The sequence below is a fragment of the Paenibacillus sp. FSL R5-0341 genome (assembly GCF_037975235.1).
Classification (GTDB): Bacteria; Bacillota; Bacilli; order Paenibacillales; family Paenibacillaceae; genus Paenibacillus; species Paenibacillus amylolyticus_A.
Map to the genome: position 1 here is coordinate 5,945,013 of NZ_CP150241.1, position 15,917 is coordinate 5,960,929.

Genomic DNA, 15,917 nt, shown 5'->3' on the forward strand with positions numbered 1-15,917 from the left:
GTTAACGTGCACATGTTAAATTCAACTTATATACCTATATTTATTATTTCCTATTATTGTTCAATAATCCGTATGCCCCATGGCTCCAGTTCGATCTTCTCTCCCGCAGCAATCGGGGTTCCAGCCAGAAGTTCCGTTCCTTCCCCATAAGCATTCACGAAGGATGTGGCCTCATCTGCATAATTGAAATAGTAGCGGATCGTGTTCCCTTGATCGTTCACACCTGTCTTCACAATGATAGGAAAATCCATCTCCTGATCAGCTCCCCACACGCCCGCTTCCTTCATAACACGTTCCAACACCTTACGGATCACCGCAGAACTGGTATAACATCCGACATAGGTTGCTTTGCCTTTTCCATAGGCATTCTGGGTAATTGCCGCATATTCACCCCAATGCGGATGATCATACCAAGCGAGTACTTCAGCCGTTGTCGGTGTAATTAGTTCCATCCAGGTGTGAACCTGGTTTTGCTCCTCACCAACCTCGAATGGATCATCGCGCAGCGAGACATGTTTTGGCTCTACAAAAAGGTTATAGCTGATTCCACATGCCTCACTGATCAGGCCGGGCTGGCGAGTAGAGCGTACCTTAATATGCTCATTTGCGAATCCGCTTTTGAACGAGTAGACGATATGTCCGCCATCCTGTACGAATTGATTTAATTTTTCCAACAATGCATCCGAAGCAGCATACAGAGCAGGTACAACGAGCACATCATACCCCGCATAACTCTCAACAGATGGATCGATCAGGTCACAGCCAATGTTCATCTTGTACAATTCATCGTACATCCAGCGCACCACGTCATTGTAGTTCTTGTCACTGGTGAAGTTAAACCCGAACCATTTGATCGATGTCAGCGCCTCATTGCTGAACAGCACGGCCACCCGATTCGTTTTCTTCAGATTCACAAGTTTCGGACTGAGACGGGCAAAATCCCTGCCAATGGTCTTCGCTTCGTTGTACACCGGATTCGGTTCAAAGTCATGACTGAGCAATCCTTTCCAATACGTCTCAAACGAATTGTGCAGCGAATGCCAGTGCCAGTAGGCGACCATGTTTGCTCCTGATGCCAGATGACTGAATGCCTGCAAACGCAGCTGCCCCGGATAGGGAACCCAATGCCAGAACGCCTGCGCTTCAGTCTCCAGTACCAGATAGTTCGATTGTTTGGTGGAACGCGCCACATCCCCGCCGAATGAAATTTCAATGCCGGTCAGATCATCCTGAGAAGGATGGTAGATGTCCACACTGGTGATGTCAAAAGGTTTCGATGCGGCAAAGTGATCCACATCACCTTGAATGCCGTACGAATATCCACGCCAATCGAAGTCAAAGTTCTGGGTAACAAACTGTCCTTCCTGTTTGTATTCATTCACGATCCCCACTTGCCAAGCCAAAAATTGGGTTACCAGCTGTCGCTGGAACTTGGCAAATTCAGCACCCAGACTCCCGTTGATCGTTCCTACAACAGACGGGAAGTCCTCCCAGCTATTGATCCGATTGCTCCAGTAGTCGAGGCCAAATTCCTTGTTAAGCTCATCCAGAGAGTTGAACTTGTTACGCATATATTTGACGAATTGCAGTTGTACATTATCTCCGGCCGTATTGTAATGCTTCGTCTCGTTATCTGTCTGATAACCGATTACTGCTGGATGTGTGCTCACTCGAGAGATCAGCTTGCGGATGATCCGCTCGGCATAGAATAGATAGGTTGGGTGTGTAATATCCATGATCTGTCTTGCGCCGTATTTGCCAGGTCCCTGTGAGGTGGTAGCCAGCACGTCCGGATGTTCCTTCACCATCCATGTAGGAACAGCATACGTTGGTGTCCCAACGATGACCTGAATCCCTGCCTTATGCATGGCATCCAGCACACGATCCACGGAAGAGAAGTCAAATACGCCATTCTGCGGTTCATGGGTACTCCAGGTTGATTCTGCAATGCGGACCACGTTGATCCCTGCATCCTTCATCATCTGAATGTCCTTGTCCAATCTTTCGTAAGGCATATATTCATCATAGTAGGCTACGCCATATAATAATTTGTCCATGATTTAATCTCCTTTTTGTCGGGAAAATGTAATGATCTTGACGTGTGCACGAGTTGACATATTCCAACCCATAATGGTAGCGTTTACATTATTATCGGTTGAGGAACTTGGATTGTTCAGTAACCCCTTCAAATGCTGATTCGTACCATGGATTATCCATGGTTGCGTTAAACTGATTATAATGAAGTATACTAAAGGTGCCGATTGTACAAGGCGAGTTGTTTTTACCCTTTTCCGAGGTGAATGTTATGGATATTCGATCACAGCTCCGAGAAATGCCTCACCATACGTTGGCCCATTGGCTGCCTATTATCGACTGTAACATCAAATTTTATGGCGCGCACAGCCAACAAGTTCCCTATGGATGGGCGATGCCGGAGGAATCACATCCGGGCTTTGAGATTATGTTGATTATCGAAGGCACACAAGAAAGTGTGATTCATGGTTATACCTATACCGTAGAGGAAGGTTCCATTCTTCTCATCCCTCCCGGGTTCAAACATACGAATCAATGTGTATCCACGAAAGGCATGACTTATTTCAGCGCTCATTTTAATGTGGATGATCCGGTCTTCACTCTGAAGCTGATGTCACAGCATAGCCAAATCTACGCAGCAGGTACGACAGATAACAGGAAGATGCGCGTTGTGCTGGAGAGTTGGATGGGCATGATTAACGTATCTGAGGCCTATACATCCACCGACAAAATGATCATGCAGGCACGCATGTTTGAACTGTTCGCCCTGTTGTCCCAAGCCGCTGATAACAAACCGGAGGCCGCTTCTTCCGTTGCTGCTTCACACGCGCCAGCCCCTACCGCCATGCATTATGCAGGAGCTATAGCCGAGGCGATCAAGCAGGCCTTCTATGCCCAGCTTCGAACCAAGGAAGACAGTGTATCCACGGTCAAAGTGGAGCAGATTATCTCCTCGTTTGGCATCAGTCCGGGATATGGTTTGCAGGTCTTTCGAAAGGTATATGGGAGATCGCCCAGGGCATACCTGTCCAGCTTGAAGTTGCAGGAGGCCAAAGTGCTGATCGAACAGCCCGAGCTGTCACTCGGTGAAATTGCGTGGAAGCTCGGCTATACTCACCTGTCTCATTTCAGCAGACAATTCAAACGTTGGACAGGCCAAAGCCCGCTTCAATATCGCAATCATCATGCAGATGCTTCTGGCGATCCTGTATCCTACAGATCTGAATCGAGCCCAGAATCTTGATTACGGATACGTTCGTATTCTTCCGGCGTGTTCATATTACTCAATTGCATCGCAACTTGATGAACGCCCGCTCTCTCAAGCTCTTCGGCTTCGACATAACAGCAACCGATCTCTTCAAGCCATCGCATGACTCGAAGATGATCCTGCATCAGGCGCTGCTCCAGATCAGGGAGCACATGCCTGTGATACGCACCTGCAAGGGGATGGACACGCCCATCCACACGTGGAACGATAGCAGAATAAGAGTCATGCGACCCGGCCAGCTTTTTTATCCCATCAAAAAATGACGTTTGCAGGAGCGGCATATCGCAGGCGCAGACCAGATTCCATTCCGTACCGGAAGCCTCCAAGGCCGCGTGAAGACCCGCGAGTGGTCCCTTCCCCGGATAGTGATCTTGGACGCAGTCGTAGCCCATTTCGCCGTAGGTTGTCACGTTGGGTCCAGCAGCCACGATGATACGGGATACGGCGGGTCTCATGGCCTTTGTGACATGTTGCAGTACAACGGAACCGTTCAGTTCCAGCATGGCCTTGTTGGTCCCCATGCGACTGGATAAACCTCCTGCCAATATGATGCCTGTCCATTCCCTCGCGCTCATGATGTATTGCTCCCTTCTGATAACGATGTGGGCTTGTTATATCAATCGATCAACATTTTCTATAGATTGAATCCCCTTTCAACAAATGATACATTGAACAATATGCATTTGAAAGGAATGGCTTAATTGGACAGACCTGTACCTTCAAGAGGCAATCCCTCATTGGTTTCTCTGAAACTATATAACTTTTTCATATATGGCGCCATTTCTATCTTCGCCGGATTCCTGCAGCTCTACCTGCAAGAGATTGGTATGACCAAACTGGAAATTGGCAGTCTGATGGCGATTGGACCCTTTGTATCCTTGTTCGCCAACCCGTTCTGGGGCTTCTGGAGCGATAAATCTCGCAATATTCGCATCATCCTGATGATTATGATGGGAGGCACATTTGTGCTCGCCCAGGGTGTGTTCTATGCGCCCAGTTATACGTGGATCTATGTAGCCATGATTTTCTTTTATTTTTTTCAGAGTCCATTATTCGCCCAGACGAACAGTCTGATTCTCGGATATATCGATGGTACGAGCCAGAAATTTGGGGCATTCCGGCTCTGGGGTTCACTCGGCTGGGCGCTGACTGCTGTCGCTGCTGGACCGCTCATTGACCGTTTTGGCATCGGCAGTGTATCCATTATCTTTGCGTGCATGATTGCCGCAGCCTTTGTATTATCCGTATTTCTGCCCAGACAGCCGATCGCTTCGGATACCCCCGTGGTTACTTTTCGGCGGTTTGGCAAAGTCATGTTCAATCCGTATTTTATGACATTTATCGGCCTGGGTGTACTCGTATCGGTGCCCAATGCGATGAACAGTACATTTATGTCGCTATATATTGTAGAGATGGGTGGCGACAAACAGATGGTCGGCTGGGCCATTTTCACCTCATCCATTCTCGAAGTCGGTGTATTCCTGCTGCTCGACCGCTTGCTCAAACGCAAAATGAGCATGCTCCTGGCATCGCTCATCCTGATCAGTCTGCTGTTTGCACTGCGCTGGCAGCTCATGGCATTGGCTACCAATCCGATGGAAATTGTATTCATTCAGCTGATGCACTCCATTACATTCGGTGGGTACTTCTATGTGGGTACGCAATTGACCATGTTGTTCATTCCAAGACCCTATCGTTCCTCCGGTCAAGCGGTCTACACGATGGCCTGGGGCGGTCTCTCCGGCGTGATTGCCGGTCTGTTCGGCGGCTGGTTGTTCCAAAGCTTCGGTGCGGAAATCATGTATAGCATCGGCGTATTCTTCTCGCTCATCGGCGCGGTGGGATTCGGCATCATGTGGTTGTCGAATCGCCGCAACGGCTATCAGCCGGTTGTGTTGACGGAGATGGGTAGTATGGATGAGGATAGATAATCATTTGTTTGAAAAAGTTGAAAGAGATTTCCACTGGAGCACTACGAGGACAGAACAATCTTTCGATCGCTGTTATCCCCGGATTTTTTTGATTCCCTTTTCAAAGGGTAAAATCCGGAGATAAAGGCGAACGCTTCGCTTCTTCAGGTTATTTCTGTCCTCTCCGTTAGGGTGTAACATCAGCGTACAAAAAACCGAAACAAAAGATTAAGAATAGGTGCAGTAAAAGAGAATAGGCGTCTAAGGTTTGTTGCCCCTAACGAACCTTAGACGCCTTATTTGCACTAATTTCACGTAATTCTAAAGCTAAGGAATCTCAGCCACGTTATTTCGCATAAAAGACGCTGAAAATCAAAAAAAGACAAGCCAAATGAGGAAATAAGGTGTCTACGATTCGTTACGTTGCTGGAATGCCCGAATACACTTAAATAGCGTGTCCTAGTTCGTTTGATTCTTATCCCATACGTACATTCATCCTTCTGCACACGCTCATGTTCATGTTCGTGCGAAATTGTATTACTAAGTCTAAAACTGGACCTGACTATACCCAGAAAAACAAAAGGGCATCTTTCGCCATGATCGTGACGAAGGATGCCCTTTCTTTAACTTTTAACTCGGCTGCTTACCACAACTCTGGTGAACAGATCTTCAGTTCATCCAGCGACCTTATGCTTTTGGCAGTTGGAACGAGCTCTTCAGGGATACGACCCGGTTAAATACCGGACGACCTGGCTCGGAGTGTTTTGGATCTACACTAAAGTAACCGTGACGGAAGAATTGGAATTTATCCTGAGCGTTTGCTTCCTTCATCTCTTGTTCCACAAACCCGTTAACAATCTCAAGGGAGTTCGGGTTCAATTGATCCAGGAACGTTTTCTCCGGTTGCTCTTCCACAACCTCAGCTTCAGCCCCAGCTACTGCCACTTCTACCTCTGCTTCCGGTGCTTCATCCAGGATCAAAGGCTCATACAGACGGAATTCAGCAGGTACCGCTTGAGTCGCTTCTACCCAGTGGATTGTTCCTTTGACTTTACGGCCAGTGAAGCCACTGCCGCTCTTCGTCTCTACATCATAGGTACAATGAATCTCGGTTACATTACCTTCTGCATCCTTGATCACATCATTACATTTGATGAAGTATGCATGTTTCAGACGAACTTCGTTGCCAGGGAACAAACGGAAGTATTTGTTCGGCGGATTTTCCATGAAATCGTCTTGTTCAATATAAATCTCACGGGAGAACGGAATTTGGCGATTGCCCATCTCTGGGTTCTCCACATTGTTCTCTGCTTCAAGCCATTCGACTTGCCCTTCAGGGTAGTTGGTAATGACCACTTTGAGCGGGTGCAGGACAGCCATTGTGCGCGGAGCTTTCAGTTTCAAGTCTTCACGTACAAAATGCTCCAGCGTTTGCAGGTCGATAACCCCTTGGCTCTTCGAAATGCCTGTCTCGAATACGAAATCACGAATGGCTTCCGGTGTATATCCCCGACGGCGCAGACCCGAAATCGTTGGCATGCGTGGATCATCCCATCCATCCACATGTCCTTCGTCCACGAGCAGTTTCAGCTTCCGCTTGCTTGTCACCATCTGGGACAGGTTCAGGCGGCCAAATTCGTATTGACGTGGTTGGCTCTCCATCTCACATTCCGCAATAACCCAATCGTAGAACGGGCGTTGATCCTCGAATTCCAGGGAGCAGAGGGAATGTGTTACACCTTCAATGGCATCTTCGAGCGGGTGAGCAAAGGCGTACATTGGATAGATACACCATTTGTCGCCGGTGTTATGATGATGTGCATGTGAAATCCGGTAAATAACCGGATCGCGCAGGTTGATATTCGGTGCAGACATATCGATCTTGGCACGCAGCACTTTCTCTCCGTTCTTGAATTCGCCTGCACGCATGCGTGTGAACAGGTCGAGATTCTCTTCCACCGAACGATCACGGTACGGGCTGTTCTTGCCCGGCTCCGTCAGCGTTCCGCGCATTTGACGGATTTCATCGGCGCTTTGGTCGTCGATGTAGGCTTTTCCTTTTTCAATCAACAAGACAGCACGCTTGTACATCTCATCAAAATAATCCGAGGCAAAACGTTTCTCGTTCCACTCGTATCCGAGCCATTTCACGTCTTCCTGAATTGATTGAACGTACTCTACATCTTCCTTGACCGGATTCGTGTCATCAAAGCGCAGATTCGTTTTGCCGCCAAATTCGCCGCCCAGCGTAAAGTTAATCCAGATCGCCTTGGCATGGCCGATATGCAGATAACCGTTCGGTTCCGGAGGAAAACGGGTAATAACTTCCTGGACTTTCCCTGACCGGAGATCTTCGGTAATAATATTTTTGATAAAGTTAGGTGGGGTTGTACGATTGTCCACAGGTATCAAACCTTTCATGAATTGATTGGAGCTTTCGGGAATTGCAGCAATTCCGGCTATAATTCCTTTATAACGAAGTCATTTCCTGAAAAAAACTGTTTTCTTGGAAAGTTTCGTACGCGTTTCATTTAAATATACCTTTAACGGGGGAGGAGTTCAATAAAGAACGGCACCAAAGTCAGGATCAGCCGTGCATAAATAGGCCCAAAACCATTTTGACGGGTTCGCTCGAATCATGTAGCATGATAGTAAAAACAAATTTAAGGGAGGGTTTCCCATTCCAACGAGCTCGCTTAAACTGACCAAAGAACAGCAGGATGAAGCCATTCGCACCATTCAGTCGTATTTCGAAGAGGAACGTGGCGAAGAACTGGGTGATCTGGCCGCTTGGGGTGTCCTCGACCTGTTCATGACACAGCTCGCTCCCTACATATATAATCAGGCACTCCGTGACGCACGCACAACGGTCAATCAACGCATGGCCTCAATGGAAGAAGACCTGTTTGCACTGGAGCAAAAGTTGCCTAAGACTTCCCGTTAATCCACCAAAAATAAACCTATACTATACAAAGAAAGAAGGTTGCATTCATGTTTACCTATTCATTGGATGAATATACCGAACTCCGGCCACTGGCCATGGAACATACCAAACCGCTGTTCGAACTGACGGATCGTTCGCGGGATCAACTAAGACATTGGTTGCCGTGGGTAGATCATGTGACAGAAGTGGAACACACCTCAAACTTCATTACCAACGCGTTAAAACAAGGTGCCGAGAATGGCGGCTTCACCGCCGGAGTATGGTCAAAAGGGGATCTAGCCGGCGTCATCGGATTCCACGAGATTAACTGGACCAACCGCTCGGTGAGCATCGGATACTGGCTTGGCAAAGGCTTTGAGGGTCAGGGCTTGATGACAAGCGCTTGTCGCGTTCTGGTAGACTATGCACTGGTGACCCTGGATCTGAATCGCGTCGAGATTCGCTCGGCAACGAACAACAAACGGAGTCGTGCCATCCCTGAAAGACTCGGATTCGTTCTCGAAGGTGTCATTCGTCAGGCAGAGAAGCTGCCTAAAGGATACGTGAACCATGCAGTATACGGCATGCTTCAGCATGAATGGGAACTTTTGCGCTAATTCGCCTACATAATGAATCGGGAGTGATCTCTCCCAACATATCAGAATAACAGGAATACCCTCTTCTCCACGGAATGTGGTGACAGAGGGTATTTATGTTATTGTATTAATAACTTTTATAGGGCTCGGACCATGCCACCATCCACGATTAATGAGGTGCCTGTAATGTACGTATTGGCCCCGGATAACAGGAATACCACCGCTTTGGCAAACTCCTCCGGTTGACCGTAACGTCCGAGTGGAATCTCTTTACGGAATTGGTCAGAGACCTCTTCCTCACTGATTCCATTCTGCTCTGCCCGTGCTGCATCCAGCTCACGAATACGGTCTGTTGCAATACGCCCTGGCGCGACAGTGTTGATCAAAATACCGTATGGAGCCAGCTCTTGAGACAAGGTCTTCGCCAATCCGAAAACGCCGGTACGGAACGTGTTGGACAGCACCAGACCCGGAATCGGCTGTTTCACCGAAGTTGAAGCGATATTGACAATGTGTCCTCCGCTTTCTTTCATATAGGGAAGAGCACCACGAATCAGCCTGACATAACTGAGCACATTTAATTCGAATGCACGTTCCCAATCCTCATCCGTCAGTGACTCAAATGAACCCGATGGAGGTCCACCCGAATTGTTCACCAGAATATCAATCTGTCCGAACATTTCTGCTGTCTTGTGAATCAGAGCCTCAATATCTTCCTTGCGTGTCACATCGGTTGCACAATATTCCACACGTCCTCCACCACCAAGCTCCAGAAGCTCCTGCTTCACTGCTGCGAGCTTTTCTTCGCTTCGGCTGGCGAGCATGACATCAGCACCTTCTGCTGCCAATTGAGCGGCTACCGCTTTGCCCAGCCCTCGACTGGAAGCCAGCACCAGTGCTTTTTTACCTTGAAGTCCCATGTCCATCGTTGTTCCTCCTCCTCTGCTACATCTCTATTTGGTCTGGATAAAATAACCCATAAGAATATCATCCACATACTTGCCGCCGATATAAAACTCGGATACCAACCTGCCTTCTGTCACGAATCCACACTGTGTATAAAACGTAATCGCTCCCGGATTACTGGAAAGTACGCGCAGCCTGAGCTTGCGAACGCCTTGTTCGATCGCATGCTGCTTGATGGCATCCATCAACGCTGTAGCAATGCCACAACGCCGATCATGAGGATGAACCGCAATATGAATCTCGTAGACATGACGGTTGACGGGCATACCTGTGGCTGGTTGAAAGCCCACATAACCACATACCCGCTCTCCCTGCACCGCAATCAATTGGCTGCCTGGCGGACAATGCTGCAGATATTGCTGTCTGGAGCGCCAATGCATCGGTGCAGGAGAGGTATATTGGTCCCATACCAGGGTGTCCAACTCCATTAGCTGGGCGGCATCTTTAATTTCGGATGGACGAATCGTAAATATATGGCTGGTAAGCATAATGATTCAACCTTTCGTGCTATAGTCGACAACGCTGTACGTTACAACGTCGGGAAAGTTTAGAAAATGAAGATTATTAAAAACTTAAAATATATCGTTCGTTCGCTTCACTGATTATAATTCTTTGCTCTATATATTGTAGCATAGCCTCAGCTTCGACTAAAATTCCACTCGATATTGAACCTTTTCGCAAAATGAAATAAACGCTTAACCTTGCCGTAACGTCATGGTTTATACTGGTTCGATAAGGAGGGGATGCATGATGAATATCAAAGAGGCCGCAAGCAGGCTTGGTATATCGGCGAGAGCCATTCGTTTTTATGAGGAAAAAGGATTAATTCTACCCGCCAAACAGTCCAATAACGGGTATCGTACCTATACCGAAAATGATATCTGGCGGCTTCAGACCATTGCTGCGCTGCGTGAGATTGGCATGTCCCTGCAGGATATCACACACGCGCTAGGAGAGATTGATCAGGGGAACCAGCAGCGGCTGGAAGAATATCTGGAGCTGCAACAGGCCGTCATGTATGCCCAGTGGATAGAGCTGAAACGGATGATGGATACAACCCAGCGCATGATAGACCTGAATCGTCAGGACGGTCCGCTGGATGTCAGCCATCTGCACGACCTTGCAGACAGTGCGCGTCGCCTGCGTGAAGCACGGCAGAACTGGCATGATCGGTGGAATTATGATACGCAGGCAGCCATCCATGATCAGCGAGTGCAAGCAGCAAGCAGAGTCAGTACTGGACAAGCCAATTCAGAGGGCAGACATCATTCAGACACCCCCTCGCCTATAAGCGATGAGATTGAAGTTTCACATCCACACCATAATGCAGATAGAGATCATTCCACGCCAGACGATTCCAATGATACGGTACAGTCTTCCTTTTATCTATATCACAACTATGACGAAGCGCTCGAACAGACAGCTCATTGGATCTCTCCCGCTCTTGGTGAGAAAGGACTCGATATTGGTACAGGCACAGGTAATCTGGCTGGGAAACTGCTACAGCACGGCGCAGACATGACCGCAATCGACCAATCCCGGGAGATGCTGCGCAGATGTCGTACCAAATATCCTGAGATGCATGTGAAACTTGGTAATTTCCTGGCGCTGCCTTTTGCTGATCATTCCTTCGACTTTGTTGTATCCAGCTTCGCCTTCCATCATCTGAGTCCAGACCAGCAACTACTGGCATTACAGGAGATGCAGCGGGTTTTAACCTCACGCGGGCGTATCGGTCTAACTGATCTAATGTTTGTTGATGCGACTCACCGTGATTCCTATATTCAGCAGGCAGAAACCACAGGACACGAGGAACAGCTGAGTGCCTTGCGCGAACGTCACTTCCCTCTGCTAGGTGAGCTATGCGGCTGGCTGGAGCAACAGGGCTACGTAACCAAGCATGTGCGGCATAATGAGCTGTTGCATACGTTGCTGGCAGTTCCGCTGCGGTGAACATCGAAACACCAAGAGCGTACAAATGAAATAAATAGATTTACATTAGGACAATGTGTTCTCCCTCACAAAACGCTTCAAAGTACGTCTCCTTCATATGTATAAAAAAAGACTCCACAATGATGAAAATAGTGGAGTTTTTTGAGTTTTTTTTGAGTTTTCCCGCGGTGTCTTCCGTGATTTTTATGCTGAAATAAATATCGTCGTGGAACAACCTTTCTATGAATACATAGTGTGTTTCTAAAGCATTGTTATCCTGTAATCAAGTAACACTTACCTTTTTAATAGATACTCATTGGTTTAAGCAGAATTTGAATGTAAAACCCGAGTAAGAGATCCATGTATTAACATCAAATAATCATTATACCATTTTTTAAAATTGTAAGATATATACAATCACATAGAAGTTTTTTTGAATACGACTGTATAATAATGGAAATATTAACGAATTTGTAAAACCTACGTAAATTCTGCGTAAATATTTATTCCTAAATTTATAAGTAAAGGTGGTGTGCTCCTTTAATGACCGAAAATCATCGGAAAATTAAGTTTGAGAAACAGCTGTTATTGAATTTTATAAGAGATGTAAAAAAACAATTCCCTAAAAAAGCATATGGCTACTTTTTATCAACAGAGCCAGCTGGTGAGCCTTCTGAGTACATAATTATGCAAGAAGATGTACGAGGTTCTTTCTTAGACTATTTCTCATCTTATGGAAATTACTACAAAGATCATGATGATGCCGGATTTTTAACTTCTCCAGAAGAAACTATTAAGATCGAAAAGTATATTCGACAAAATAAGTTTTTCAAAGTGGGGGTATTCCACAGTCATCAACGACACCCCGCTATATTAGCAAGGGTAGATGTCGATCTACATCCCTCATCTAGTGTTTGGCATCTTCTAATCTCTTTACGGACATTAGAATATCCCCAAATCAGAGTTTTTGAAGTAAGCCCTGATAAACAAGTAAAAGAAATTAAAATTGAGTTGGCAGAACAGGAGGACCAAAATGAAGCAAGCTATACATTTTACTGAGATGAGTAAATCGTATAATGAAGATGAGCTTGTCCAATTCCTTAGAACAATCTTCTCTGTTAATCGATTTGGAAAACCTGTAGTAACAAATAATCATGTTCTTTATGAAGCTTACCAATTGCTTAGAGACTTACCTTTACACATTAAAGAAGAAATTCTATATACAAGATTTTATAAGGATAATGAAAAACGCTATAAAGAATTGATAGCTAAATGGATGATTGAATTACCTGGGGGCACATTTAATATGGGGAATCACAAAGAGGCTGAATACTTATATTGTGGAGAAGAGCCTTTACATGAGGTATACCTCTCACCCTATAAAATGATGTCAATTCCAGTTTCAACTAGTTTGTATAAAGAGTTTGATCCTGATTATCAAGACGCCCCTCAAAATTATCCTGCAACTAGTATAACTTGGTACGACAGTTTTATGTTTGCAATTTGGTGTAATACTGATCTACCAACCGAAGCAGAGTGGGAATATGCAGCAAAAGGAGGGAAAAATCATCACTATCCAACTGACGAACATTCTCTAATTGATTACGCATGGTTTAGTGATAATTCTGGAGGTAAATTGCATGTAATCGGCCAAAAGAAGCAGAACAATTATGGCTTATATGATATTAACGGTAATGTTTGGGAATGGTGTTTGGACACTTATAACTCTAATTATTATTCAAAAACTGCCTCTCATAACCCCGTAAATATAAATGATGGAGAAAACAGAGTCTGTCGAGGAGGAAGTTTTCATTCATTTATAGATATGTGCAGAAATAATTTCAGGCATCATGAACCTGCATCATTTCATGCTTATGATCTTGGTTTTAGGTTAGTTAAACATGAAGGAGGACAAATTCAATGATTACAGTAATCTTGCCGCAATTCTTAACATCTTTAGCTAGAAATCAACAAGAAATACAAGTAGAAGTAACGGATTTGGCAGAACTCGAAAATTATTTGGCATCTAGCTTTCCAGCATTAAAGGAAAAGTTATGGGAATCAAATGGCACTACTAAAAGAAATGTATTGTTTGTTTTAAACGATAATTTAATTAAATTTGAAGATTACAAAGTAATTCAGTTTAAGCAAGATGATGAATTAAATATCATTTTACAGTTTGCTGGTGGTTAATATGAGCAATTCAAAAAAATTAAATTCGAGAGTTCTTCCTCAAGAATATGTTGAAGAAGCTCTAGGCTATGTATGTTATGAGCGAACGTATCACTATCTATTTACACAAGTATATCAATTAGAGAGCTACCCACTTCTTTACTTGGATAGGTTTGTAGGGTGGACTTTTAATACTTCAGGCGAGCCGTTTTTGCCTTTGGTTAATGGGCTAGAGGAGTTTCTAAACAATTATATTAGACAAGTACATTTAGTAGAAGTAACGGAAGTAATAGAACTTCTCTATAAACTATTCGCCCAGAATAACTTTGTATCATTGACTATGGAAATGAAACATCTGGATAAGTCCACTTACTATACCACCGTACTCATCGAAGATATTAATGATGAACAAATTGTTTATACTCATATCAACGAAGCTAATCAAACTACTAGGAGATGTATGAATTTAGAAACTTTCAAAACAAAGCTTTATATTGATAACAACCTAGTAGAACTATCAGCATATGAGTATTCTGAAGTACTGAATAGATTGAAAAATAATAATATAATTGAGAATATAAAGTTTATCTTTCTCAATCTTTATGGGTTGAAGATTAATGAGGAGGGTATAGAAAAAAACTCAATAAGGATTCCATGCTCGCAGTCTGGACTACATGATCTAAAAAAATTCATTGAAGAACACACTTCTCGGTTTCTAACTGCATCTATCACAAAAATTGACCAACAAATTTTGAGTAAGCAGATAAAAAGTAAAATTCATCCTCTTGTACAACTAGTCAAGTATATAATACACTCGAAAATTCATATAACAAAAGAAATAAGTAGTATTCTTGAATTTCAAGTTTACAATATCAATGATTGTCTTAATAAACTTCAATTTTTTTCAAGTGTAGTTGTAAAAAAGCCCGGCCAAAAATCGCTTGATTTGTACCTTAAGTCCCTAGACAAATTAATTTTGAATATTAGTCATTTACAAGAATCGTTATTAGTGGTCTTAAGAGCATTGATAGAGGGAGATAATTATGAAAAATAATGTGATGAACCTTCTTCACGGGCTTATTCCAGAGGATGTACTGAAAGAAGTTGAGAATAATTTCGAACAGTATATATGTACTCCTCTAAATCAGTTGGGGTTTGATTCTATGTCCACAATATCACTTGTAATGAAACTTGAGGAGCAACTACAAATTGAGTTTGATTACGAGCAATTCGATCCTGCTTCAATTAGTAGTATAGAAGGTCTTTTAAAATTACTAAGAGAGAATGAAAGTAATTTTGTTGGATTTTATGAAATATAATAAACGCCGAAGGGGCCTAGATTTAAATGACAACAATTAACTCACTAACAGAAAAAGAGAAACTGCGTTATAGAAGACAATTAATTTTGCCGGAAATTGGAGAAGAAGGCCAAAAAATTCTTAAAAAATCAAAAGTATTAGTCATTGGAGCAGGAGGTATTGGTTCTCCCTTACTCCTATACTTGGCAGCCGCAGGTATTGGTCACATTAAAGTTTATGATAATGACAATGTTGAACTAACTAATTTGAATAGACAAGTCCTTCATGGGTACACAAATATCAATCAAAACAAGGCAGAATCAGCTAAACAAACGTTGAGCGAACTTAACCCAAATATTTCAATCGATATCTCAAGAGATAGACTTGTAAGAGAAAATGCTCTCCATATTGTCTCAGAATTCGATATTGTTGTTAACGCTGTAGATAATTTAGAAACTAGATATATGTTAAATGATATATGCGTAGAGCATGGGACACCATTAATTGAAGGAAGTATCTTTCATTTCGAAGGACAGATCATGCTCATTGAACCTGGAAAAGGACCTTGTTATCGATGCCTATATCCCGAATCACCCGTTGACGTAAAAAAGCAAGAGTTTGGTGTTATCGGCATGACTCCAGGCTTGGTCGGAGTTCTTCAAGCTACAGAAACAATTAAGTATCTACTGAAAATTGGTGAACCTCTTACTAACAAATTGATCTATTTCGATCTATTGTCTACAACAATAAGAAAAATTGATATTAAAAAGAATCCCGATTGTCCTATATGTTCTCATAAATAATACATCAAAGAAAGGA

At 44.1% G+C, this 15,917-nt stretch carries 16 protein-coding genes; 11 read left to right on the top strand and 5 right to left on the bottom strand.

Translation table 11 applies throughout. The features are described from left to right. Positions 1-53: 53 nt before the first annotated feature. Entirely contained in the window at positions 54-2,057 is a 2,004-nt protein-coding gene (locus tag MKX75_RS26785; protein WP_339167492.1) for a beta-galactosidase, read from the bottom strand. 248 nt (positions 2,058-2,305) lie between these two features. On the opposite strand from MKX75_RS26785, the gene MKX75_RS26790 reads away from it, so the two are divergent. Beyond that, on the top strand, positions 2,306-3,277 hold the full coding sequence (locus tag MKX75_RS26790; RefSeq protein ID WP_062836908.1) for an AraC family transcriptional regulator: 972 nt from the start codon (positions 2,306-2,308) through the stop codon (positions 3,275-3,277). Here the strand turns inward: MKX75_RS26790 and MKX75_RS26795 are convergent. Next, the gene (locus MKX75_RS26795; RefSeq protein WP_339167493.1) at positions 3,247-3,876 is read right to left on the bottom strand and encodes a molybdenum cofactor guanylyltransferase; all 630 of its coding nucleotides are present in this window, start codon (positions 3,874-3,876) and stop codon (positions 3,247-3,249) included. The genes MKX75_RS26790 and MKX75_RS26795 overlap by 31 nt on opposite strands. Positions 3,877-4,038: 162 nt before the next feature. On the opposite strand from MKX75_RS26795, the gene MKX75_RS26800 reads away from it, so the two are divergent. Then, positions 4,039-5,232 (top strand): MFS transporter, encoded by a 1,194-nt coding sequence (locus MKX75_RS26800; protein ID WP_062836906.1) that lies wholly within the window; start codon positions 4,039-4,041, stop codon positions 5,230-5,232. Positions 5,233-5,898: 666 nt separating this feature from the next. Here MKX75_RS26800 and MKX75_RS26805 read toward each other — a convergent pair. Then, positions 5,899-7,632 (bottom strand): glutamine--tRNA ligase/YqeY domain fusion protein, encoded by a 1,734-nt coding sequence (locus tag MKX75_RS26805; RefSeq protein ID WP_062836905.1) that lies wholly within the window; start codon positions 7,630-7,632, stop codon positions 5,899-5,901. A 280-nt stretch (positions 7,633-7,912) separates the two neighbouring features. Here MKX75_RS26805 and MKX75_RS26810 point away from each other — a divergent pair, with 280 nt between their 5' ends. Next, on the top strand, positions 7,913-8,155 hold the full coding sequence (locus tag MKX75_RS26810; RefSeq protein ID WP_244988428.1) for a DUF2164 domain-containing protein: 243 nt from the start codon (positions 7,913-7,915) through the stop codon (positions 8,153-8,155). Positions 8,156-8,202: 47 nt separating this feature from the next. Continuing rightward, entirely contained in the window at positions 8,203-8,751 is a 549-nt protein-coding gene (locus MKX75_RS26815; RefSeq protein WP_036612698.1) for a GNAT family protein, read from the top strand. Between the two features lie 116 nt (positions 8,752-8,867). Here the strand turns inward: MKX75_RS26815 and MKX75_RS26820 are convergent, their stop codons facing one another. Beyond that, a complete protein-coding gene (locus MKX75_RS26820; protein WP_339167495.1) occupies positions 8,868-9,656 on the bottom strand; it encodes an SDR family oxidoreductase in 789 nt (262 codons plus the stop codon). 27 nt (positions 9,657-9,683) lie between these two features. Further along, positions 9,684-10,184: a GNAT family N-acetyltransferase gene (locus MKX75_RS26825; RefSeq protein ID WP_076332504.1), complete on the bottom strand. Its 501-nt coding sequence runs from the start codon at positions 10,182-10,184 to the stop codon at positions 9,684-9,686. A gap of 259 nt (positions 10,185-10,443) precedes the next feature. Between MKX75_RS26825 and MKX75_RS26830 the strand changes: the two genes are divergently transcribed. The 7 genes from MKX75_RS26830 to MKX75_RS26860 all read left to right on the top strand — a co-directional run bounded on the left by MKX75_RS26830 (position 10,444) and on the right by MKX75_RS26860 (position 15,901). Further along, entirely contained in the window at positions 10,444-11,649 is a 1,206-nt protein-coding gene (locus tag MKX75_RS26830) for a methyltransferase domain-containing protein (protein WP_076332503.1), read from the top strand. A gap of 522 nt (positions 11,650-12,171) precedes the next feature. Continuing rightward, the gene (locus MKX75_RS26835) at positions 12,172-12,687 is read left to right on the top strand and encodes a hypothetical protein (protein WP_076332502.1); all 516 of its coding nucleotides are present in this window, start codon (positions 12,172-12,174) and stop codon (positions 12,685-12,687) included. Next, the gene (locus MKX75_RS26840) at positions 12,662-13,552 is read left to right on the top strand and encodes a formylglycine-generating enzyme family protein (protein ID WP_339167497.1); all 891 of its coding nucleotides are present in this window, start codon (positions 12,662-12,664) and stop codon (positions 13,550-13,552) included. Before MKX75_RS26835 ends, MKX75_RS26840 begins: the two co-directional genes overlap by 26 nt. Then, complete coding sequence (locus MKX75_RS26845) at positions 13,549-13,821, top strand: MoaD/ThiS family protein (protein WP_076332500.1); 273 nt, start codon at positions 13,549-13,551, stop codon at positions 13,819-13,821. Before MKX75_RS26840 ends, MKX75_RS26845 begins: the two co-directional genes overlap by 4 nt. Position 13,822: 1 nt before the next feature. Continuing rightward, complete coding sequence (locus MKX75_RS26850) at positions 13,823-14,854, top strand: hypothetical protein (protein WP_076332499.1); 1,032 nt, start codon at positions 13,823-13,825, stop codon at positions 14,852-14,854. Then, positions 14,844-15,119: an acyl carrier protein gene (locus MKX75_RS26855; RefSeq protein WP_076332498.1), complete on the top strand. Its 276-nt coding sequence runs from the start codon at positions 14,844-14,846 to the stop codon at positions 15,117-15,119. Before MKX75_RS26850 ends, MKX75_RS26855 begins: the two co-directional genes overlap by 11 nt. Before the next feature lie 26 nt (positions 15,120-15,145). After that, entirely contained in the window at positions 15,146-15,901 is a 756-nt protein-coding gene (locus MKX75_RS26860; RefSeq protein WP_076332497.1) for a HesA/MoeB/ThiF family protein, read from the top strand. Positions 15,902-15,917: the final 16 nt, after the last annotated feature.